The sequence below is a fragment of the Bacteroides sp. 2201st1_D9_2201SCRN_220225 genome (genome assembly GCF_040928965.1).
Lineage (GTDB): Bacteria > Bacteroidota > Bacteroidia > Bacteroidales > Bacteroidaceae > Bacteroides > Bacteroides stercoris.
Genome location: NZ_JBCODG010000010.1, coordinates 55,352 through 77,201, shown reverse-complemented (window position 1 = coordinate 77,201; position 21,850 = coordinate 55,352). Strand labels below are relative to the sequence as shown.

Sequence of the window (21,850 nt, the reverse complement as noted above, 5' to 3'; positions counted from 1 at the left end):
CCTTGGCAGTAAACAAGAAAAATATAATGACCCGCTACTTCTTCGTAGTCCTCGTCATGGGACTGATAGGAGTAGCTATTATCGTAAAAGGTACTGTCATCATGTTTGCCGAACGTCAGTACTGGCAAGATGTTGCCGACCGCTTTGTGAAGGAGAATGTTAGGGTGAAGCCCAACCGCGGCAATATCCTTTCATCGGACGGTAAATTAATGGCGAGCTCCCTACCGGAGTACCGTATTTACATGGACTTCAAAGCGGGTGGAGAGAAGAAAGACACCATGCTTATGAATCATCTGGGAGAAATCTGCGAAGGATTGCACCAGATATTCCCCGATAAAAGTGCCGCCGAATTTAAAAGACATCTGTTAAGAGGACGTAAAAAGGGTAGCCGCAATTACCTGATTTACCCGAAACGTATCTCCTATATCCAATACAAAGAAGTTAAAAGGCTGCCGGTATTCAAACTAAACAAATACAAAGGAGGCTTCCATGAACAGCCTTTCAACCAGCGTAAGAAACCTTTCGGTTCTCTGGCGGCACGTACACTCGGCGACCTCTACGCCGATACAGCGCAAGGAGCCAAAAACGGTATCGAACTTGCCTTTGATACGCTGCTGAAAGGACGTGACGGTATCACCCATCGCCAGAAGGTGATGAACAAATACCTGAACATAGTGGACATTGCTCCCGTAGACGGTTGCGACATCATTTCCACTATCGACGTGGGTATGCAGGATATTTGCGAGAAAGCACTGATAGACAAGCTGAAAGAGATAAACGCCAGTGTGGGCGTTGCCGTATTGATGGAAGTGCAGACCGGAGAAGTAAAAGCCATTGTCAACATGATGAAAGCGGGCGACGGCAACTATTACGAAATGCGTAATAACGCCATCAGCGATATGCTGGAGCCGGGGTCCACATTCAAGACAGCCTCTATCATGGTAGCCCTTGAAGACGGAAAGATTACTCCCCATACGGAAGTCGACACAGGCAACGGCATCATGATGATGCACGGCCGCCCGATAAAAGACCATAACTGGCATCGGGGCGGATATGGCAAAATTGATGTGACACGTATTCTGGAAGTATCATCCAATATCGGCGTTTCATATCTTATCGACAAGCACTACAGCGACAACCCGCAGAAGTTCGTAGACGGATTGAAGCGCATCGGTATAGACCGCCCGCTCCACCTGCAAATAGCCGGAGAGGGCAAACCTAACATCCGCGGTCCGAAAGAACGGTATTTTGCCAAGACCACGTTACCCTGGATGAGTATAGGATATGAAACGCAGGTACCGCCACTGAACATACTGACTTTCTATAATGCCATTGCCAACAACGGTACAATGGTGCGCCCTAAATTCGTAAAAGCGGCAGTGAAAGACGGTGAGGTTGTCCGTGACTTTCCTACGGAAGTTATCAATCCGAAGATTTGCTCGGACAATACGCTGACACAGATACGGGAGATTCTGCGCAAAGTAGTTGCCGAAGGTTTGGCCAAACCCGCCGGAAGCAAACAGTTTGCCGTAGCCGGCAAGACGGGTACGGCGCAGATTTCGCAAGGTGCCGCCGGCTATAAGGCGGGACGGGTGAATTATCTCGTCAGTTTCTGCGGATACTTCCCGGCAGAGGCTCCCAAATACAGTTGCATCGTTTCCATACAGAAGCCGGGACTTCCGGCATCGGGCGGCTTGATGGCGGGTAGCGTATTCAGCAAGATTGCAGAAAGGGTATATGCCAAGAATCTGCGGTTCGATATACGCAGTGCGATAGACAGCACCACCAATGTAATTCCTGCAGTAAAAGCCGGGGAGATGAACGAGGCATTATGCGTGCTCAACACATTGGATGTTCCGGTGCAGAAACAGTTTGAGGTAGAAAACGAGAGAGAGTTGTGGGGACACAGCCAGGCTGCCCCGTCCGCCGTTATCCTGCAAAATCAGAAAGTTTCTGACGGCATAGTTCCCAGCGTAGTGGGCATGGGGGCTAAGGATGCTGTTTATCTGCTGGAAAGCAAAGGACTTAGAGTACGCCTCAACGGCATCGGCAAGGTAAGAAACCAGTCCATCGCAGGCGGAAGCCGATTGATAAAAGGACAGACAATAGCCTTGACATTACGTTAATATAAGAATATACATTATTATATAATAAGGAATGAAATTAAGCGAACTATTAAAAGCGATACAACCGGTACAAATTATCGGCAGTACGGAGAAAGATATAACAGGAGTGAATATCGACTCCCGTTTAGTTGCGGCCGGACATTTGTTTATGGCAATGCGCGGTACGCAGACCGACGGTCACGCATATATCCCTACCGCCATTGAAAAAGGCGCTATAGCCGTACTGTGCGAAGACATGCCGGAAGAAACAAATCCTGATGTTACATATATCCAAGTAAAAGACAGCGAAAATGCGGTGGGTAAGGTTGCCACCACTTTCTACGGTGATCCCACTTCCAAAATGGAGCTGGTGGGCGTAACCGGTACTAATGGCAAAACAACCATTGCCACCTTATTATATAATACATTCCGTTATTTCGGATATAAAGTCGGACTGATTTCCACGGTATGCAACTACATTGACGACCGGCCCGTGCCGACCGAGCATACCACCCCCGACCCGATTACCCTTAACCGCCTGCTGGGTGAGATGGCAGACTCCGGATGCAAATACGCATTCATGGAAGTCAGCTCCCACTCTATCGCACAGCAGCGTATCAGCGGTTTGAAGTTTGCCGGCGGCATCTTCACCAATCTTACGCGCGACCACCTGGATTATCACAAGACTGTCGAAAACTACCTCAAAGCAAAAAAGAAGTTCTTCGACGACATGCCTAAGAACGCGTTCAGCCTGACCAATCTGGACGACAAGAACGGACTGGTCATGACCCAGAACACACGTTCGCGCGTATATACGTATTCATTGAGAAGCCTCAGCGATTTCAAGGGGAAAGTATTGGAGTCTCATTTTGAAGGCATGCTGCTCGACTTTAACAACCATGAGCTGGCCGTACGCTTTATCGGCAAGTTCAATGCTTCCAACCTTCTTGCCGTATTCGGCGCAGCCGTACTGTTGGGAAAGAAAGAAGAAGATGTGCTCGTTGCCCTCAGCACTTTGCACCCTGTAGCAGGCAGATTCGACTCTATCCGCTCTCCGAAGGGCATTACCGCCATTGTGGATTATGCCCATACTCCGGATGCGTTGGTGAATGTGCTGAATGCCATCCACGGCGTACTGGAAGGCAAAGGCAAAGTGATTACCGTAGTCGGCGCAGGCGGCAACCGTGATAAAGGGAAACGTCCTATCATGGCTAAAGAGTCCGCCCGTTTGAGCGACCGTGTCATCATCACTTCCGACAATCCCCGCTTTGAAGAGCCGCAAGACATCATCAACGATATGCTGGCAGGGTTGGACAAGGACGATTTGCAGAAGACAATCAGTATCGCCGATAGAAAAGAAGCCATAAAGACCGCCTGCATGCTGGCGCAACCGGGAGATGTCATTCTCGTAGCCGGTAAAGGACATGAAAATTATCAGGAGATAAAAGGAGTGAAGCATCATTTCGATGACAAAGAGGAACTAAAGGCGATAATGTTTTAAAGTGATAAAGTAAGAAATTATGTTATACTACTTATTCCAATGGTTAGATAAATACGACTTCCCCGGTGCGGGTATGTTCGGCTATACATCTTTCAGGGCATTGATGGCTATCATCCTGGCATTGCTCATTTCGAGCATCTGGGGTGACAAGTTCATCGACCTGCTGAAACGCAAACAGATTACCGAGACGCAACGGGATGCCAACATCGACCCGTTCGGCGTAAACAAGGTGGGCGTACCGAGCATGGGCGGAGTTATCATTATCTTTGCCATTCTGATTCCCTGCCTGTTGCTGGGCAAGCTGAATAATATCTATATGATTCTGATGCTTATCACCACTGTGTGGTTAGGTTCATTAGGGTTTGCCGACGATTACATCAAGATATTCAAGAAAGACAAGGAAGGCCTGCACGGTAAGTTCAAGATTATCGGCCAGGTAGGCTTGGGACTCATTGTAGGGCTTACCCTGTATCTCAGTCCGCAGGTCGTTATCCGTGAAAACATCGAGGTAGAGAGACCGGGACAAGGCATCGAGGTAGTGCATGCCGCCAAAGAAATCAAGGCTACACAGACTACCATCCCTTTCTTCAAGAGCAACAACCTTGACTATGCCGACCTCGTGTCCTTCATGGGAGAACACGCACAAACGGCGGGCTGGATACTGTTCGTACTCGTCACCATATTCGTAGTAACCGCCGTTTCCAACGGCGCCAACCTGAATGACGGCATGGACGGCATGGCAGCGGGCAACTCCGCCATTATCGGTCTGACACTGGGCATACTGGCATACGTATCCAGCCATATCGAATATGCCGGTTATCTGAACATCATGTACATACCGGGTTCGGAAGAGCTGGTAATCTTTATCTGCGCTTTCATCGGTGCACTTATCGGCTTCCTCTGGTACAACGCCTACCCGGCACAGGTATTCATGGGCGATACAGGCAGTCTGACCATCGGCGGCATCATTGCCGTATACGCCATTATCATCCATAAAGAGCTGCTGATACCTATCCTATGCGGCATATTCCTTGTAGAGAACCTGTCGGTAATTCTGCAACGGGTCTACTACAAAGCCGGCAAACGGAAAGGGGTTAAACAGCGTCTCTTCAAACGGACGCCGATACACGACCACTTCCGCACCGGCATGAACCTGATAGAGCCCGGTTGCAAAGTGGTATTTACCCAACCGGCACAATTGTTCCATGAATCGAAGATTACCGTCCGCTTCTGGATCGTAACCATTGTACTGGCAGCAATAACAATTATAACGTTAAAGATAAGATAACAACCCAATGAAGAATTATGAATGAAAAATGAAGAGTTACCGATACAGCGCATCACAATATGCAGCCGGATTCTTCATTCATCATTCTCCATTCTTAATTATAATAGTATATGAGTAGAATTGTAGTTTTAGGAGCAGGCGAAAGCGGCGCGGGAGCTGCCGTACTTGCCAAGGTGAAAGGTTTCGACACGTTCGTATCCGACATGTCTGCCATTAAAGACAAATACAAGGAACTGCTGAACAAGCATGGCATTGCCTGGGAGGAAGGACAGCACACGGAAGAGCTGATACTGAATGCCGATGAAGTGGTAAAAAGTCCCGGCATCCCCAACGACGCTCCGCTGATTCTGAAATTGAAAGAAAAAGGCATCTCCATCATCTCCGAGATAGAGTTCGCCGGACGTTATACAAACGCCAAAATGATTTGCATCACCGGTTCTAACGGCAAGACTACCACCACCTCGCTCATTTACCACATCTTCAAGAGTGCGGGACTGAATGTAGGGCTGGCAGGCAACATCGGCAACAGCCTTGCCTTGCAGGTGGCCATGGAGAAGCACGACTATTATGTTATCGAACTCAGCTCCTTCCAACTGGACAATATGTATAAGTTCCGCGCCAATATCGCCGTCCTGATGAACATTACCCCTGACCATCTGGACAGATACGATCACTGCATGCAGAAATATGTGGATGCCAAATTCCGCATCACGCAAAACCAGACTCCGGAAGATGCTTTCATCTACTGGAACGACGACCCCATCATCCGCAGAGAGCTGGAAAAGCACGGCTTAAAAGCCCATCCCTATCCTTTTGCCGCCGTAAAGGAAGACGGCGCCATCGCTTATGTGGAAGACGGTGAAGTGGAAATCAACGAACCGATTGCTTTCAATATGGAGCAGGAAGAACTTGCCCTGCGAGGAACCCACAACCTGTATAACTCATTGGCTGCCGGCATTTCCGCCAACCTTGCAGGTATCCGCAAAGAAGATATCCGCAAAGCCTTGTCCGACTTCAAAGGTGTAGAACACCGTCTGGAAAAGGTAGCGACCGTACGCGGCGTCCAATTCATCAACGATTCCAAGGCAACCAATGTCAATTCCTGCTGGTACGCCCTGCAAAGCATGACAACCAAAACCGTGCTTATCCTCGGCGGCAAAGACAAGGGGAATGACTATACCGAAATAGAGGATTTGGTACGTAGCAAATGCTCCGCACTGGTCTACCTGGGACTGCACAATGAAAAGCTGCACGGCTTTTTCGACCGCCTCGGTCTGCCGGTAGCCGATGTGCAGACCGGCATGAAAGACGCGGTAGACGCCGCTTTCAAATTAGCCCGGAAAGGCGAAACAGTATTATTGAGTCCCTGTTGCGCTTCCTTCGACCTCTTCAAGAGCTATGAAGACCGGGGCGACCAATTCAAGAAATACGTAAGAGAGTTATAAATGGATTTATTAAAAAGCATATTCAAAGGAGACAAAGTAATCTGGATTATTTTCCTCTTCCTCTGCCTCATCTCCATTACAGAGGTGTTCAGTGCTGCCAGTACGCTTACCTATAAGAGCGGCGACCATTGGGGGCCCATCACCCAGCACAGCATTATCCTGATGGTAGGCGCTGTGATTGTGGTCCTCATGCACAACATCCCCTACAAATGGTTTCAGGTATTCCCTGTCTTCCTGTTGCCGGCTTCCGCAATACTGCTGATACTGGTCATGATGATGGAACGTATCAACGGGGCGGCGCGCTGGATGACGTTCATGGGCATACAGTTCCAGCCCTCGGAGATAGCCAAAATGGCGGTTATCATAGTCACGGCTTTCATCCTGTCCAAAGGGCAGGATGAGGACGGCGCCAACCCGAAGGCTTTCAAGCGGATTATGATAATAACCGGAGTTATCTGCCTGCTCATTGCTCCGGAGAACTTATCCACGGCGGCATTGCTGTTCGGGGTAGTCTTTCTGATGATGTTCATAGGGCGTGTCTCTGCAAAACGACTGTTGATGCTGACCGGCAGCCTGGCATCGGTAGGCATTGTTGCCGTAACTTTCCTGCTGATGACAAAGAACAGCGACATACCTTTCCTGCACCGGTTCGACACGTGGCGTGCCCGTATCGAGAAGTTTACGAGTGACGAGGTAGTGCCTGCCGCAAAATTCGATATAGACAAAGACGCCCAGATAGCCCACGCACGTATCGCCGTCGCCACCAGCAATGTCATCGGCAAGGGACCGGGCAACTCCGTACAGCGTGACTTCCTGAGCCAGGCATTCTCCGACTTCATCTTTGCCATTATCATCGAGGAACTCGGACTGGTAGGAGGAGTCATAGTCGTATTCCTCTACATCTGTCTGTTGATACGTGTAGGACGTATCGCAAAGAAATGCGACCGCACCTTCCCCGCCTTCCTCATCATCGGCATAGCCCTGCTGCTGGTGTCGCAGGCCATCTTCAACATGATGGTGGCCGTGGGACTGGCTCCCGTAACCGGGCAACCGCTGCCGCTTATCAGCAAAGGAGGTACTTCGACGTTGATAAACTGTGCCTATATCGGCATGATACTGAGTGTGAGCCGGTACACCGCCAAGCTGGAAGAACAGAGAGCGCACGATGCCCAAATCACCATGCAGGTGGAAACCGGCAACGGAAACGAAAGCACTTACAGCGAAGCGCAAAGCGCTGCCGAGCCGACAGCCAAGATGCTGAACAGCGATGCCGAATTTGAATAAGATTAATTATCAGTAGTAGCAAGTAGATAAACTCATATATGGAAACAAAGAACAACAAACCGCGCATTATCATCAGCGGTGGCGGCACGGGCGGACACATTTTCCCGGCCGTATCCATTGCCAACGCGATTAAGGAATTGCGTCCTGATGCGGAAATTCTGTTCGTAGGTGCAGAAGGACGCATGGAAATGCAGCGTGTACCCGATGCCGGCTACAAGATTATCGGCCTGCCCGTGGCGGGCTTCGACCGCAGGCACTTGTGGAAGAACTTTGCCGTATTGGTGAAACTGGCACGCAGCCAATGGAAAGCGCGCAGCATCATCAAGCAATTCCGTCCGCAGGTGGCAGTAGGCGTGGGCGGCTATGCCAGCGGCCCTACCCTGAAAACGGCGGGAATGATGGGAGTGCCTACCCTGATACAAGAGCAGAACTCCTATGCAGGTGTCACCAACAAGCTGCTTGCCAAGAAAGCCTGCAAGATATGCGTTGCCTACGAAGGCATGGAAAAGTTCTTCCCTGCAGAGAAGATTATCATGACCGGCAACCCCGTCCGCCAGAACTTGCTCGGACATGCCGTTGCGCACGAAGAAGCCGTAAGCTACTTCAGCCTGAACCCGTCCAAAAAGACCATCCTGATACTGGGCGGCAGCCTCGGGGCACGCACCATTAACCGCACCCTGACCGCCGGCCTTGACGTCATCCGGCAGAACCCCGACATACAGTTCATCTGGCAGACCGGCAGAATATACATCGACCAGGTAAGGGACGCCATCACCGCGGCAACCGGTGAAGCCGTACACCACCCGCACATCAATGCCATACCCAACCTGTATGTGACGGATTTCATCAAAGACATGGCGAAGGCCTATGCGGCTGCCGATTTGGTAATCTCCCGTGCCGGCGCCGGCTCCATTTCGGAATTCTGCCTGCTTCACAAGCCTGTAATCCTTGTCCCCTCGCCCAATGTGGCAGAAGACCACCAGACCAAGAACGCACTGGCGCTCGTCGATAAAGACGCCGCCATCTACGTAAAGGACGCGGAAGCCGAAGAGAAACTCCTGCCCGCAGCACTGGATACGGTAAAAGACAGTGATAAACTGAAAGAATTGAGCAACAACATCGCCCGATTGGCATTGCCCGACTCGGCAACCGTCATCGCCAAAGAGGTGCTGAAACTTATTAAATGACAAGTACATGAATATAGAAACCATAAAATCCGTTTATTTCGTCGGTGCCGGCGGCATCGGCATGAGCGCACTGATACGCTATTTTCTATCCAAAGGCAAGTTCGTGGCGGGATATGACCGTACGCCAAGCGAACTGACCGGGCATCTCATTGCAGAAGGTGCACAAATACATTATGAGGAAAACACCGGTCTCATCCCTGAAAATTGCAAGGACAAGGAAAGCACACTGGTGGTGTACACCCCTGCCATTCCTCAGGAGCATGCCGAACTGGCCTATTTCCGGGAGAATGGTTTCGAGATACATAAACGTTCCCAGGTATTGGGCACGATTACCCGCAGCAGCAAAGGACTCTGCGTTGCCGGTACGCATGGCAAGACCACCACAAGTACAATGGCGGCGCATCTCTTCCACCAGTCGCATGTGGGCTGCACGGCTTTTCTCGGAGGCATCTCCAAGAACTACGGAACAAACCTGCTCTTATCTCCGGCCAGTCCGTACACCGTAATCGAAGCCGACGAGTTCGACCGTTCGTTCCACTGGCTTTCTCCCTATATGAGCGTTATCACCTCTACCGACCCCGACCATTTGGACATATACGGTACGCGCGAGGCTTATCTTGAAAGCTTCCGCCACTATACCACCCTTATCCAACCGGGAGGGGCACTGATTATCCGGAAGGGGCTTGCCTTGCAGCCGGATGTACAGCCGGGCGTAAGAACTTATACCTACTCCCGCGACGAAGGAGACTTCCATGCCGAGAACATCCGCATCGGAAACGGTGAAATCGTCATCGACTTCATTGCTCCGGACACCCGCATCAACGATATCCGGCTCGGTGTACCTATCGGCATCAACATAGAGAACGGCGTGGCAGCCATGGCGCTTGCACACCTGAACGGGGTCACCGATGAGGAAATCAGACAGGGAATGGCCAGTTTCCGCGGCGTAGACCGCCGTTTCGACTTCAAGATAAAGACGGACAGACTCGTATTCCTCAGCGACTACGCCCATCATCCCGCCGAAATCGCGCAAAGCGTGAAGTCTATCCGCGAACTTTACCGGGACAAGAAGATAACGGCTATCTTCCAACCCCATCTCTATACCCGTACCAGAGACTTCTACAAAGACTTTGCAGACAGCCTCTCGCTACTGGACGAAGTGATTCTGACAGAGATATACCCTGCCCGCGAACAACCCATTCCCGGTGTCAGCAGCCAACTCATATACGACAACCTGCGCCCGGGCATCGAAAAGTGCATATGCAGGAAGGAAGACATTCCCGACCTGCTCTCGAAGAAACCGGTTGAAGTGCTGATAGTGCTGGGAGCCGGAGACCTGGACAACTATGTACCTTCCATAGCCCGGCTGCTCGAACAGCGCAGCAAAGCGTAAACCGTAAAACAGTAAACAGCAAATAAGCCTATGATTAAAAGGATTCTACTTTCTATCGTCCTGTTGCTCGTCCTTGCCTACCTGATAGTGGCCGTTACCGCTTTCAACCGGAAGCCGGCGGGTCAAGTGTGCCGTGATGTGGAGCTGGTTATCAAAGACACGGTATATGCCGGCTTCATCACGAAAAAGGAAGTAGCCGCCATGCTGGAAAAGAAAGGCGTCAGTCCCATAGGCAAGCACTTGGACCGTATCCGCACCAAAACGTTGGAGCAGGCGCTCTCCAAGCATCCGCTCATCGACGAAGTGGAATGTTACAAGACGCCGAGCGGCAAACTCTGTATCGAAGTAACCCAGCGCATCCCTATCCTGAGGATAATGAGCGCCAACGGCGAGAACTACTATCTGGACAATAAGGGCACGGTAATGCCGCCCGATGCAAAGTGCGTTGCGCACCGTGCCATTGTGACCGGAAACGTAGAAAAGTCGTTTGCCATGAGGGATTTATATAAGTTTGGTGTATTTTTGCAAAAGAATTCGTTCTGGAACGCGCAAATCGAGCAGATTCATGTATTGCCCGACAAAAACATAGAGCTGGTACCGCGCGTAGGCGACCATGTCATCTACCTCGGTAAGCTGGACGACTTCGAACGGAAACTGAAACGGGTAAAGGTATTCTACGAAAAAGGATTGAACAAGGTAGGCTGGAACAAATATTCCCGTATCAGTGTTGAGTTTGGTAACCAGATTATCTGCACGAAAAGAGAATAGTTACCGCGCAGCAAATAGTAGACAGTAAATAGTAAAATAGTAAATAAAACAGTTATGGCAACAACAGATTTCATCGCCGCTATTGAGTTGAGTTCTTCCAAGATTTCCGGTATCGCAGGAAAGAAGAACAGTGACGGAAGCATTCAGGTGTTGGCCTATGCACGCGAAGATGCGTCCTCGTTTATCCACAAGGGGGTCATCTACAACATCGACAAGACAGCACAGGCATTGACTTCCATCACCAACAAGCTGGAAAACCAGCTCAACAACTCCATTGCCAAAGTATATGTAGGCATCGGCGGACAGTCATTGCGCACAGTAAAAAACGCGGTGAGTCGTACACTGGACGAAGAAGGCATCATCTCGCAAGAGCTGGTAGACTCTATCTGTGACGAGAACCTTGAAGTGCCGTTGGCAGACATGAGTGTACTGGATGTGGCCCCCCAAGAATACAAGATAGACAATACCCTGCAAGCCGACCCGGTGGGCGTGGCAGGCCAGCACATCACAGGACAGTTCCTCAACATCGTGGCACGCGCCTCACTCAAGAAGAACCTGGAACACAGCTTCGAGCAGGCAAAGGTAGAGATAGCCGACCTGCTTATCGCTCCGATAGCGTTGGCAAATGCCGTTTTAACGGAAAACGAGATGCGTTCGGGCTGTGCACTGGTAGACTTCGGCGCCGATACCACCACCATTTCGGTCTACAAGAACAATATTCTCCGCTACCTGAGCGTATTGCCGCTGGGTGGCAACACCATTACCCGTGACATCACGTCCCTGCAGATGGAAGAGCAGGATGCCGAAAAGCTGAAACTGCAATACGGCAACGCCCTCTACGAAGAAGAGGAAGAGAGCGAGACACCCGCCGTATGTGCACTGGAAGACGGACGCGCCATTGAGCTGGCCACGCTGAACAACATCATCGGAGCACGCTCCGAAGAAATCCTTGCCAACGTATGGAACCAGTTGCAGCTCTCCGGTTATGAGGATAAGCTATTCTCCGGAGTCGTATTCACCGGAGGCGGAGCAAACCTGAAGAATATCGAGGAAGCTTTCCGCAAACAAAGCAAAATAGAGAAAGTAAAGACGATGCGCTTCGTGCATGACACCGTTCACGGATTCAGTGACGTACTGGCCAAGGATGGTATGCAGAATACCTTGCTCGGCCTTCTTGCCGCAGGCAACGAAAACTGCTGCCTGCAGGAGGTGAAACCGGCACAACCAGCCGGCAACCCTGCGTCCACCCCCGCTGACATGTTCGGTAACGACGAAGCCCTGAAAGAACAGGAAGCCGCAGCCCGTGCCGCCAAAGCGCAACGCGAGAAAGAGGAAAAGGAGCGCAGGGAGAAAGAACGCAAAGAGCGGGAGAAGAAAGAAAAGGAGAAGAAAAAGAAAGGTCCCAGCTGGTTTGAAAAGACCTTCAACAAAATCTCCAATGAGATATTCTCGGACGATGATATGAAATAATTAAAAACTCTATAATCATGGATGATATAGCACAATTCGATTTTCCGACCGATTCACCGAAAATCATCAAAGTTATCGGTGTGGGTGGCGGTGGCGGCAATGCCGTAAACCACATGTACCGGGAAGGCATACATGATGTAACGTTCGTGCTGTGCAACACAGACAACCAGGCGTTGAAAGACTCCCCCGTTCCTGTGAAGCTGCAACTTGGCAAAGAGGGTCTGGGAGCCGGAAACCGTCCTGCCCGTGCCCGCAAGGCAGCCGAAGAGAGCATCGAAGACATCAAGGCCATGCTGAACGACGGTACTAAAATGGTATTCATCACTGCCGGAATGGGCGGTGGCACAGGTACAGGTGCAGCGCCTATCATTGCACAGACCGCCAAAGAAATGGACATCCTGACTATCGGCATCGTCACTATCCCGTTCCGCTGGGAGGGCGACAAGAAGATAGACCAAGCACTGGACGGCGTGGAGGAAATCAGCAAGCATGTAGATGCCCTGCTGGTTATCAACAACGAAAAACTGAGCGAAATATATAGCGAACTCTCCGTAGACGATGCTTTCGACAAAGCCGACGACACCCTCTCGGTAGCCGCCAAGAGCATTGCCGAAATCATTACCCTGCACGGAAAGGTCAACCTCGACTTCAACGATGTGAAAACCGTACTGAAAGACGGCGGCGTGGCCATCATGAGTACCGGCTACGGCGAGGGAGACAACCGCGTGAGCATGGCCATCCAGAATGCCCAGCACTCTCCGTTGCTCAACAACAACGATATCTTCAACTCCAAGAAAGTGCTGCTCAACATTTCGTACAGCTCGCAATACAAATTGATGATGAGCGAAATGGACGAAGTGAAAGAGTTCATGAACCGCTTCAGCCGCGACTTTGAAACCAAGTTCGGTATGGCCGTAGACGACAAACTGGAGCAAAAAGTCAAGATTACCCTGCTTGCCACCGGCTTCGGCATCCAGGACATCCACATGAAAGAGATGGACGACCGCATCACCCAGCGTACCGCAGAAGAGCAGAAGCGCCTTGCCGAACTGGAGGAAGAGGAAGAGCAAAGACGCTCACGCCGCGAAACCTACTACGGAAAGGATGCCAACACCAAGTATCAGCGTCTGCGCCGCCGGCATATCTATATCTTCAACCCCGAAGACCTGGACAACGCCGACATCATCAGCATGGTGGAGAATTCTCCTACCTACCAGCGCGACAAGAGTACCCTGGCGGCAATCAAGGTCAAGGCGGAAGAAGCCGGCATACTCGCCACCGAAGAAGCGCAGGAAGCGGAAAGCGGCGGCAACGGCATAATCACTTTCTAAGCCGTCTGCCGTTCCGGACTTCAGCCGGAAACAGTACATTGTAAACAGTAAAACAATAAAGAACAATATGGATTTATTTGAAAGAGTCAGCGAAGACATTAAAAACGCAATGAGAGCCAAAGACAAAGTAGCTTTGGAAACCCTGAGAAACATCAAGAAAGTATTCCTCGAAGCCAAGACCGCTCCGGGAGCCAATGATACCCTGACCGATGCCGATGCCCTGAAAATCATTCAGAAGCTGACAAAGCAAGGCAAGGACGCCGCCGAAATCTACGTGCAGCAAGGCCGTCAGGACCTTGCCGATGCAGAACTGGCGCAAGTAAAGGTTATGGAAGCATACCTGCCCAAGCAGATGTCTCCCGAAGAACTGGAAGCTGCCTTGAAGGAAATCATCGCCGAAACAGGCGCTACCAGCGGTAAGGATATGGGCAAGGTAATGGGCGTAGCCAGCAAGAAACTTGCCGGGCTTGCCGAAGGACGTGCCATCTCGGCCAAAGTAAAGGAATTGCTGGGATAAGCGTTCTGCCCAACCCAATACGTACAGAGCCGTACTTCAAGCTCCCCTCCGGTTGGAGAGCAGCTTGAAGTACGGCTTTTTATTGTTTCCATGCCTATGACACGCCCGTTTCCCCCGGAAGAAACGCCCGTTCCCTTTCATAGAAACGAGAATTTCCCTTTAAGGAAACTGAAATTTCCCTTAAGGGAAACGCGCGTTTCTCTACAGGAAACTCCAGGAAACACGTAAGGAAACGGAATGCCCTTTGAAACGGAGCTCAATCAAACAACTCTTTCAAGACTTCCAAAGACTTTAGTACGGGAAAATCCGGCAGATGCAAACGGTAATACTCGTTCATAATCGTCAGACAACGGGCACGCTCCATGCGGCTCATGGCAAAGAGATGCATCGTTTCGTAGTTCATGCGCATCAGCCTTGTGAGACGTGCCGCCTCTTCCGGCGCTATATAGTCGGAATGCAATTGCGGACGCAACGGGGTAAAGCAGGCATTCTGCAAATCAAAATAATCGCCGCCGTGATAATCTTCCAAGTTCGGATACAATCCGAGAAAACGCGACAAACGCATCAAAAAGACCAGATGAAAATTGGCAAAGCCACTGCCGCATTCATCCAACCAGACAATGGAATGCTGCAAATAAGCGAATAAAGGACGGTTTTCCGCCTCCTCGCGCAGCGCACGATATAAGAATTCGGACAGAAACAAAGCGATGGCAGATTTATAAGGATCGTAAGGAATCGAAGTAAAAGGATAGAAAGACTTTGCCTCTTTCACCTTATATATAGCAGTATTCGGACGGAAATCCGCTTCCAGCTCCACCAAAGACAGAGGTTGGAACAGTACCGACTTCACCGCAGCCTTGCGCGAACGGGACACCGGAACCAGGAAAGAAGCCCGTCCGGACACCTCGGTATAGATGTCTACAATAATAGAAGTATCCTTATACTTCAAAGAATGCAATACGATTCCTTGCGTTTTCTGTAACATTTCCGTCCTTTAATCAAGTTTCAATCCGGCTAACAAAGCTACAAAAAAAGCGCGAAACTACGGAACTTAAAGAAGAGGAATAAAAAAAATGAAGCAAATACAGAAAATTTAAAACATCATTATATACCTGATTATCAATAAATAAAACCACATACAAGAGAAAACGCAGAAGAATTTCTGCAAAATTTTTATCAGAAATGTTTGCCAATTCAAAAATAGTTTCTACCTTTGCAACCGCAAACGAAAGGAAAAACGGTTGCAAAGAGCGGAAACGCTCAACAAGGATGGCCCGTTCGTCTATCGGTTAGGACGCAAGATTTTCATTCTTGAAAGGGGGGTTCGATTCCCCCACGGGCTACAATTAAAAAGATAAACGAATTAAAAAAGATTAGTCGAGATGGCAAATCACAAATCATCACTGAAAAGAATCAGACAAGAAGAGACAAGAAGACTTCACAACAGATATTATGGCAAAACCATGAGAAATGCTGTTCGTAAGCTTCGTGCTACTACAGATAAAGCTGAAGCAACAGCAATGTATCCTGGTATCACAAAGATGTTGGATAAGTTGGCTAAGACTAACGTAATCCACAAGAACAAGGCTAACAACCTGAAGTCGAAGTTGGCAGTTTATATCAACAAACTCGGTTAAGCTGATAAGTTACACAAAAGATATGGGAGTCCGAACTTTTTAGTTCGGACTTTTCTGCGTTTGTATCATTTCCGGGCAATACCCTCAAAACAAACAAATCCTCACGGTGCTAAAAAGCTGTAAACAGCCCAAATTTATCAAGCCGCCGGCATGATATATCAAGGATTTTCACTATTTTTGCTTTGTTATTACAATAAGAGAAATTAGATTATGACTGAAGAAGAAAAGATAAACGGCGAAAGCAATTACTCGGCCAGTAACATCCAGGTACTGGAAGGTTTAGAGGCTGTACGTAAGCGTCCTGCCATGTACATCGGCGACATTAGTTCCAAGGGACTCCATCACTTGGTTTACGAGGTTGTAGACAACTCCATCGACGAAGCGCTCGCCGGTTATTGCGACCACATCGAAGTTACCATCAATGAAGATAACTCTATCACCGTACAAGACAACGGACGCGGTATTCCGGTAGACTTTCACGAAAAAGAACAGAAATCCGCTCTCGAAGTTGTCATGACCGTGCTGCATGCCGGCGGTAAATTCGACAAGGGTTCCTACAAAGTTTCCGGTGGTTTGCACGGCGTCGGTGTATCTTGTGTAAACGCATTGTCCACGCACATGACGACGCAGGTTTTCCGCAACGGAAAAATCTACCAGCAAGAATACGAATGCGGCCATCCGCTATATTCGGTAAAGGAAGTCGGCACTACCGCAATCACCGGTACGCGCCAACAGTTCTGGCCGGATGCTACAATCTTTACTGAAACGGTCTACAGTTACGATATTCTGGCAACCCGCATGCGCGAACTGGCCTATCTGAACGCCGGCATCAAAATTACGCTGACCGACCTCCGCGTAAAAGAAGAAGACGGAAGCTGCAAGCAAGAAGTTTTCTATTCCGTAGAGGGCTTGAAGGAGTTTGTACGCTATATAGATTCTTCCCGCGAACATCTGGTGAACGATGTCATCTACATCAACACCGAAAAGCAAGGTACTCCGGTAGAAGTAGCCATCATGTACAATACTTCCTACAACGAGAATATCCACTCTTATGTAAACAATATCAATACCATCGAAGGCGGTACGCACCTGGCCGGCTTCCGCCGTGCGCTGACCCGCACCTTGAAGAAATATGCCGAAGACAACAAGATGCTGGAAAAGGCAAAAGTAGAGATTTCCGGCGATGACTTCCGCGAAGGTCTGACCGCAGTTATCTCCATCAAGGTGGCCGAACCGCAGTTTGAAGGACAGACCAAGACAAAGCTCGGTAACAACGAGGTTATGGGAGCTGTGGACCAGGCTGTAGGCGAAGCACTCTCCTATTACCTGGAAGAGCATCCCAAAGAGGCCAAAATGATTGTAGACAAGGTGATATTGGCAGCACAGGCACGCGTGGCTGCACGCAAGGCGCGCGAGTCCGTACAACGCAAGTCACCGATGTCCGGTGGCGGCATGCCGGGCAAACTGGCCGACTGCTCCAGCAAAGACCCGGAAGAATGCGAATTGTTCCTTGTCGAGGGTGACTCTGCAGGCGGTTCTGCCAAACAAGGACGTAACCGTACTTTCCAAGCTATCCTGCCGCTTCGCGGTAAGATTCTGAATGTAGAGAAGGCCATGTGGCACAAAGCATTCGAAAGCGATGAAGTAAACAATATCATTCAGGCTTTGGGCATCCGCTTCGGTGTAGACGGAGAGGACAGCAAGGAAGCCAATATAGACAAGTTGCGTTACAAGAAAGTAATCATCATGACCGATGCCGACGTCGATGGTTCTCACATCGACACGCTGATCATGACGCTCTTCTTCCGCTATTTCCCGCAGGTGATACAGCAAGGGTATCTGTACATTGCCACTCCCCCGCTCTATCTCTGCACCAAAGGCAAGGTGAAAGAATACTGCTGGACAGACCAACAGCGCCAGAAGTTTATCGATACTTACGGCGGCGGTTCGGAAAATGCAGTCCACACCCAGCGCTACAAAGGTTTGGGTGAAATGAATCCGGAACAATTGTGGGAGACAACCATGAATCCGGAAAACCGCATGCTGAAGCAAGTGCATCTTGAGAATGCAGCCGAAGCCGACTATACCTTCTCCATGCTGATGGGTGAAGACGTAGGCCCGCGCCGCGATTTCATCGAAAAGAACGCAACCTATGCAAATATCGATGCATAATCAGGAAATTAAAAATTGAGAATTAAGAATTGAAAAATAGACATGCTATCATTTTAATTCTTAATTCTCAATCCTCAATTTTTTATTTACCAACCTCACATCTTACAACGAAGAAGCTCCGGACGGACAGGAAATACCTGTTGACCGGAGCTTTTCTTATATCATTCCCTGCTTCTTCATCTCCTCGGCTGCCAGTTCCAGTTCGGCATACCAATCTTCGCCGAATTTACGTATCAAAGGTTCCTTTAAGAACTTATATACCGGCACATCCTCTTTCCGCCCCAACAGGACAGCCGCCTTACAAACATCCCAACGGTGATAGTTCACCGCCTTATAAGGACCGTAATCGCCTATGCGGATAGGATAAAGATGGCAGGAAACGGGTTTGTAAAAGTCCGTCTTACCTTCTCTATACGCTTTTTCTATGGCACAATAGCAACAGCCTTTCCCGTCATAGCAAGTAAATACACAGTCCTTGTTATTAACGATAGACGTTACCAAATCGCCCTCTTCATCCGTGTACACCACCCCTTGTGCATCTATCACGGCACGCGCTTCCGGAGAAAGTTCATCCCAAATCACAGGCAGTACCTCTTCCAGTTTCTCTACCTCCTCAAATTCCACCGGAGCACCGGCATCCCCTTCAATGCAACATTCTCCTTTGCAAGCATCCAGATTGCAAAGGAACTTCTCGCGCAGTACATCAAAAGAAACTACAACATCATCTATCTGTAACATTAGTAAATTGAAAATTAAAAATTGAGCATTAAAAAATAAATGTTCACCTGTTTAAAGATTGTTTCATCCGCTTCTTTTAGGACAATATGAATTCTTTCTGAGAATCCGCTAAAAACTTGTATGCGTTTACTATTCGAATAGCAAACGCATACGACTTAGCATGGATAATATTATCCCTTGCTATCATTTCTTAATTTTTAATTCTCAATTATCAACTTATAATCAAGTCTTTACCAGTCATTTCAGCAGGTTGCTTCATACCCAGAATATGCAGGATGGAAGGAGCTACATCCGCCAATACACCGTTCTCTACCTTAGCATTCTTATCGGCCGTGACATAAACAAACGGAACGGGATTCAGAGAGTGGGCCGTATTCGGCGTACCGTCCTCGTTCAGGGCATGGTCGGCATTACCGTGGTCGGCAATGATGATTACCTCGTAATCGTTGGCTTTGGCAGCTTCCACCGTATCTTTCACGCATTCGTCGATAGCTTTTACGGCTTTCTCAATGGCTTCGTAAATACCGGTGTGACCCACCATATCGCCGTTCGCATAATTCACTACGATGAAATCGAACTTCTTGGTATTAATGGCCTCAACCAGTTTATCTTTTACTTCGTAAGCGCTCATTTCCGGCTTCAGGTCATACGTAGCCACCTTCGGAGACGGAACAAGGATACGTTCTTCCGCATCGTACGGAGTTTCGCGACCGCCGTTGAAGAAGAATGTCACGTGGGCGTACTTCTCCGTTTCGGCAATATGGAGCTGGGTCTTGCCGTTGGCTGCCAGGTATTCGCCCAAGGTATTCTGTACGTTTTCCTTATCGAAGAGAATGTGCACACCCTTGAAGGAAGCATCGTACGGAGTCATGCAATAATACTGCAAACCGGGAATAGTGTGCATTCCCTGCTCGGGCATATCCTGCTGAGTAAGCACGATAGTCAGTTCCTTGGCACGGTCGTTACGATAGTTGAAGAAGATAACTACGTCACCTTCCTTGATAGTACCGTCGAAGTTCGCGTTTACAATCGGTTTGATGAACTCATCGGTTACGCCCTCATCGTAAGACTCCTGCATGGCCTGGACCATGTCGGAAGCAACCTTACCTTCTCCGTTTACCAACAGGTCATAAGCCACTTTCACACGTTCCCAACGTTTGTCGCGGTCCATAGCATAGAAACGGCCTACGATGGAAGCAATCTTACCGGCTGACTTTTCGCAATGTGCCGTCAACTGCTCGATGAAACCTTTACCGCTCTTCGGGTCGGTGTCGCGACCGTCCATAAAGCAGTGGATAAATGTATTCTCGATGCCGTATTCCTTTGAAATATCGCAAAGCTTGAACAGATGGTCGAAAGAACTGTGTACACCGCCATTGCTGGTGAGTCCCATAAAATGGATGTTCTTACCGTGTTCCTTCGCGTAAGAGAAAGCGGAAACGATTTCCTTGTTCTTCAGGATGCTGCCGTCGGCACAAGCACGGTTAATCTTTACCAAGTCCTGGTATACGATGCGTCCTGCACCGATATTGAGGTGACCTACTTCCGAGTTACCCATCTGTCCGTCGGGCAAACCGACATTCTCGCCGCTTGCCTGCAACTCCGAGTGCGGATAAGTGGCCAACAGACTGTCCCAATAGGGAGTAGGCGTATTGAAAATCACATCATCTTTACCTTGATCGCCGATACCCCAGCCATCAAGAATCATTAAAAGGGCTTTCTTGCTCATAATTATTAGTTTTTTAATTGTACAATCTCTACTTATATGGAAGAAGGGAATTGATTTACAATCCGTTTTTCCAATTGCAAAGGTACAAAATAGCGGCCAAACTATGTCATTCGGAAAGTAAAAATAACATTTGCACAAAGGAGCGCTTTCCATAAACAACAAGAAATCCTAAAAAAGCCATGCCAACGCATGAAATCCAATATGATTTTCATACTTTTGCATGGCTTTTAAATAAAATCAACTGAAATTATGGACGATTCAAACCCACGAACGTGCAATAGTGTTTACAATTAAAGCGAGCGGAGACGTTGGTCGCAATGCCTCTGTTCGGACTAAAGAAAGGAGGCAAAACAATGAGAAAGTATCTCTACAGCGAAAACGGCTTCGTAGAAAAAGCCGAATGGAAACCTAACTGCTGGGTAAACGTGGAGTGCCCGGACGACAACGATTTCCAATTCCTTACCCAAGAACTGAAAGTTCCCGAATCATTCCTTGAAGACATAGCCGATACGGACGAACGTCCGCGCACGGAGACCGAAGGCAACTGGCTGCTGACCATTCTGCGCATTCCGATGCAGAGCAACCAGCACGGCATCCCGTTTATCACTGTGCCCATCGGCATCATTACAAACAACGATATCATCGTTTCCGTATGTTATCATCACACCGAACTGATACCGGACTTCATACAGCATACCCGCCGCAAAGGGATTGTTGTCAACAATAAGCTGACACTGATTTTACGAATCATATACTCCTCCGCCGTATGGTTCCTGAAATATCTGAAACAAATCAATAACGATGTGGCCACCGCCGAAAAGGAACTGGAAAAGAGCATCCGCAACGAAGACCTTCTCCAGCTGATGAAACTGCAAAAGACGCTGGTGTACTTCAATACTTCCATCCGCGGCAACGAAGTCATGATAGGACGGTTGAAAAACATCTTCCAAGACACGGACTATCTTGATTTGGAACTGCTGGAGGATGTTGTTATCGAACTGAAACAGGCGTACAACACGGTAAACATCTACAGTGACATCCTTACAGGGACAATGGACGCTTTCGCTTCCATCATTTCCAACAACGTGAATGCTATCATGAAACGCATGACAAGCCTTTCCATTACCCTGATGATACCTACGTTGATAGCCAGTTTCTACGGTATGAACGTGGATATACACCTGGAAGGATTTCCACATGCGTTTGTGTTCATTGTGCTGCTGTCCGCAATATTATCGGCCGTGACCTTTATATGGTTCAGAAAGATCAAATGGTTCTGAAAATA

17 protein-coding genes and 1 tRNA gene are annotated in these 21,850 nt (G+C 49.0%); 15 read left to right on the top strand and 3 right to left on the bottom strand.

All coding sequences use genetic code 11. From position 1 onward, the window contains the following. Positions 1-26: 26 nt before the first annotated feature. From AB5903_RS05050 to AB5903_RS05000, 11 genes are all read left to right on the top strand, one after another. Positions 27-2,126, top strand: coding sequence for a penicillin-binding protein (locus AB5903_RS05050; protein ID WP_368117682.1), 2,100 nt, complete (start codon positions 27-29; stop codon positions 2,124-2,126). 31 nt (positions 2,127-2,157) lie between these two features. Then, positions 2,158-3,606, top strand: a complete 1,449-nt coding sequence (locus AB5903_RS05045; RefSeq protein ID WP_005656099.1) for a UDP-N-acetylmuramoyl-L-alanyl-D-glutamate--2,6-diaminopimelate ligase — start codon at positions 2,158-2,160, stop codon at positions 3,604-3,606. A gap of 19 nt (positions 3,607-3,625) precedes the next feature. After that, complete coding sequence (mraY, locus tag AB5903_RS05040) at positions 3,626-4,894, top strand: phospho-N-acetylmuramoyl-pentapeptide-transferase (protein ID WP_005656098.1); 1,269 nt, start codon at positions 3,626-3,628, stop codon at positions 4,892-4,894. A 110-nt stretch (positions 4,895-5,004) separates the two neighbouring features. Next, positions 5,005-6,339 carry a UDP-N-acetylmuramoyl-L-alanine--D-glutamate ligase gene (murD, locus tag AB5903_RS05035; protein ID WP_005656096.1) on the top strand — a complete coding sequence of 445 codons (1,335 nt, stop codon included), beginning with the start codon at positions 5,005-5,007 and terminating at the stop codon, positions 6,337-6,339. Continuing rightward, positions 6,340-7,623 (top strand): FtsW/RodA/SpoVE family cell cycle protein, encoded by a 1,284-nt coding sequence (locus AB5903_RS05030; protein ID WP_005656095.1) that lies wholly within the window; start codon positions 6,340-6,342, stop codon positions 7,621-7,623. A 38-nt stretch (positions 7,624-7,661) separates the two neighbouring features. Further along, a complete protein-coding gene (gene murG, locus AB5903_RS05025) occupies positions 7,662-8,810 on the top strand; it encodes an undecaprenyldiphospho-muramoylpentapeptide beta-N-acetylglucosaminyltransferase (protein WP_005656093.1) in 1,149 nt (382 codons plus the stop codon). Positions 8,811-8,817: 7 nt separating this feature from the next. Next, positions 8,818-10,203, top strand: coding sequence for a UDP-N-acetylmuramate--L-alanine ligase (locus AB5903_RS05020; RefSeq protein WP_005656092.1), 1,386 nt, complete (start codon positions 8,818-8,820; stop codon positions 10,201-10,203). Positions 10,204-10,233: 30 nt separating this feature from the next. Then, on the top strand, positions 10,234-10,971 hold the full coding sequence (locus AB5903_RS05015; RefSeq protein ID WP_005656090.1) for a cell division protein FtsQ/DivIB: 738 nt from the start codon (positions 10,234-10,236) through the stop codon (positions 10,969-10,971). Between the two features lie 54 nt (positions 10,972-11,025). Then, positions 11,026-12,441: a cell division protein FtsA gene (gene ftsA / locus AB5903_RS05010; protein WP_016661085.1), complete on the top strand. Its 1,416-nt coding sequence runs from the start codon at positions 11,026-11,028 to the stop codon at positions 12,439-12,441. Between the two features lie 17 nt (positions 12,442-12,458). Next, entirely contained in the window at positions 12,459-13,772 is a 1,314-nt protein-coding gene (gene ftsZ, locus AB5903_RS05005) for a cell division protein FtsZ (protein WP_016661084.1), read from the top strand. A gap of 67 nt (positions 13,773-13,839) precedes the next feature. Beyond that, positions 13,840-14,289 carry a GatB/YqeY domain-containing protein gene (locus AB5903_RS05000; RefSeq protein ID WP_005656086.1) on the top strand — a complete coding sequence of 150 codons (450 nt, stop codon included), beginning with the start codon at positions 13,840-13,842 and terminating at the stop codon, positions 14,287-14,289. 256 nt (positions 14,290-14,545) lie between these two features. Here AB5903_RS05000 and recO read toward each other — a convergent pair whose 3' ends face one another. Next, positions 14,546-15,274: a DNA repair protein RecO gene (gene recO / locus AB5903_RS04995; RefSeq protein WP_117901889.1), complete on the bottom strand. Its 729-nt coding sequence runs from the start codon at positions 15,272-15,274 to the stop codon at positions 14,546-14,548. A 286-nt stretch (positions 15,275-15,560) separates the two neighbouring features. Here recO and AB5903_RS04990 point away from each other — a divergent pair. The 3 genes from AB5903_RS04990 to gyrB all read left to right on the top strand — a co-directional run bounded on the left by AB5903_RS04990 (position 15,561) and on the right by gyrB (position 18,098). Then, positions 15,561-15,632, top strand: a tRNA-Glu gene (locus tag AB5903_RS04990). 39 nt (positions 15,633-15,671) lie between these two features. Continuing rightward, positions 15,672-15,926, top strand: coding sequence for a 30S ribosomal protein S20 (rpsT, locus tag AB5903_RS04985; RefSeq protein ID WP_005656082.1), 255 nt, complete (start codon positions 15,672-15,674; stop codon positions 15,924-15,926). Between the two features lie 210 nt (positions 15,927-16,136). Next, positions 16,137-18,098 (top strand): DNA topoisomerase (ATP-hydrolyzing) subunit B, encoded by a 1,962-nt coding sequence (gene gyrB / locus AB5903_RS04980; RefSeq protein ID WP_016661083.1) that lies wholly within the window; start codon positions 16,137-16,139, stop codon positions 18,096-18,098. 156 nt (positions 18,099-18,254) lie between these two features. Here gyrB and AB5903_RS04975 read toward each other — a convergent pair whose 3' ends face one another. Continuing rightward, positions 18,255-18,836 (bottom strand): DUF3109 family protein, encoded by a 582-nt coding sequence (locus AB5903_RS04975; protein ID WP_005656080.1) that lies wholly within the window; start codon positions 18,834-18,836, stop codon positions 18,255-18,257. A 211-nt stretch (positions 18,837-19,047) separates the two neighbouring features. After that, a complete protein-coding gene (gpmI, locus tag AB5903_RS04970) occupies positions 19,048-20,565 on the bottom strand; it encodes a 2,3-bisphosphoglycerate-independent phosphoglycerate mutase (RefSeq protein WP_016661081.1) in 1,518 nt (505 codons plus the stop codon). Between the two features lie 353 nt (positions 20,566-20,918). Between gpmI and AB5903_RS04965 the strand changes: the two genes are divergently transcribed. After that, positions 20,919-21,845 carry a magnesium transporter CorA family protein gene (locus AB5903_RS04965; RefSeq protein WP_034535864.1) on the top strand — a complete coding sequence of 309 codons (927 nt, stop codon included), beginning with the start codon at positions 20,919-20,921 and terminating at the stop codon, positions 21,843-21,845. Positions 21,846-21,850: the final 5 nt, after the last annotated feature.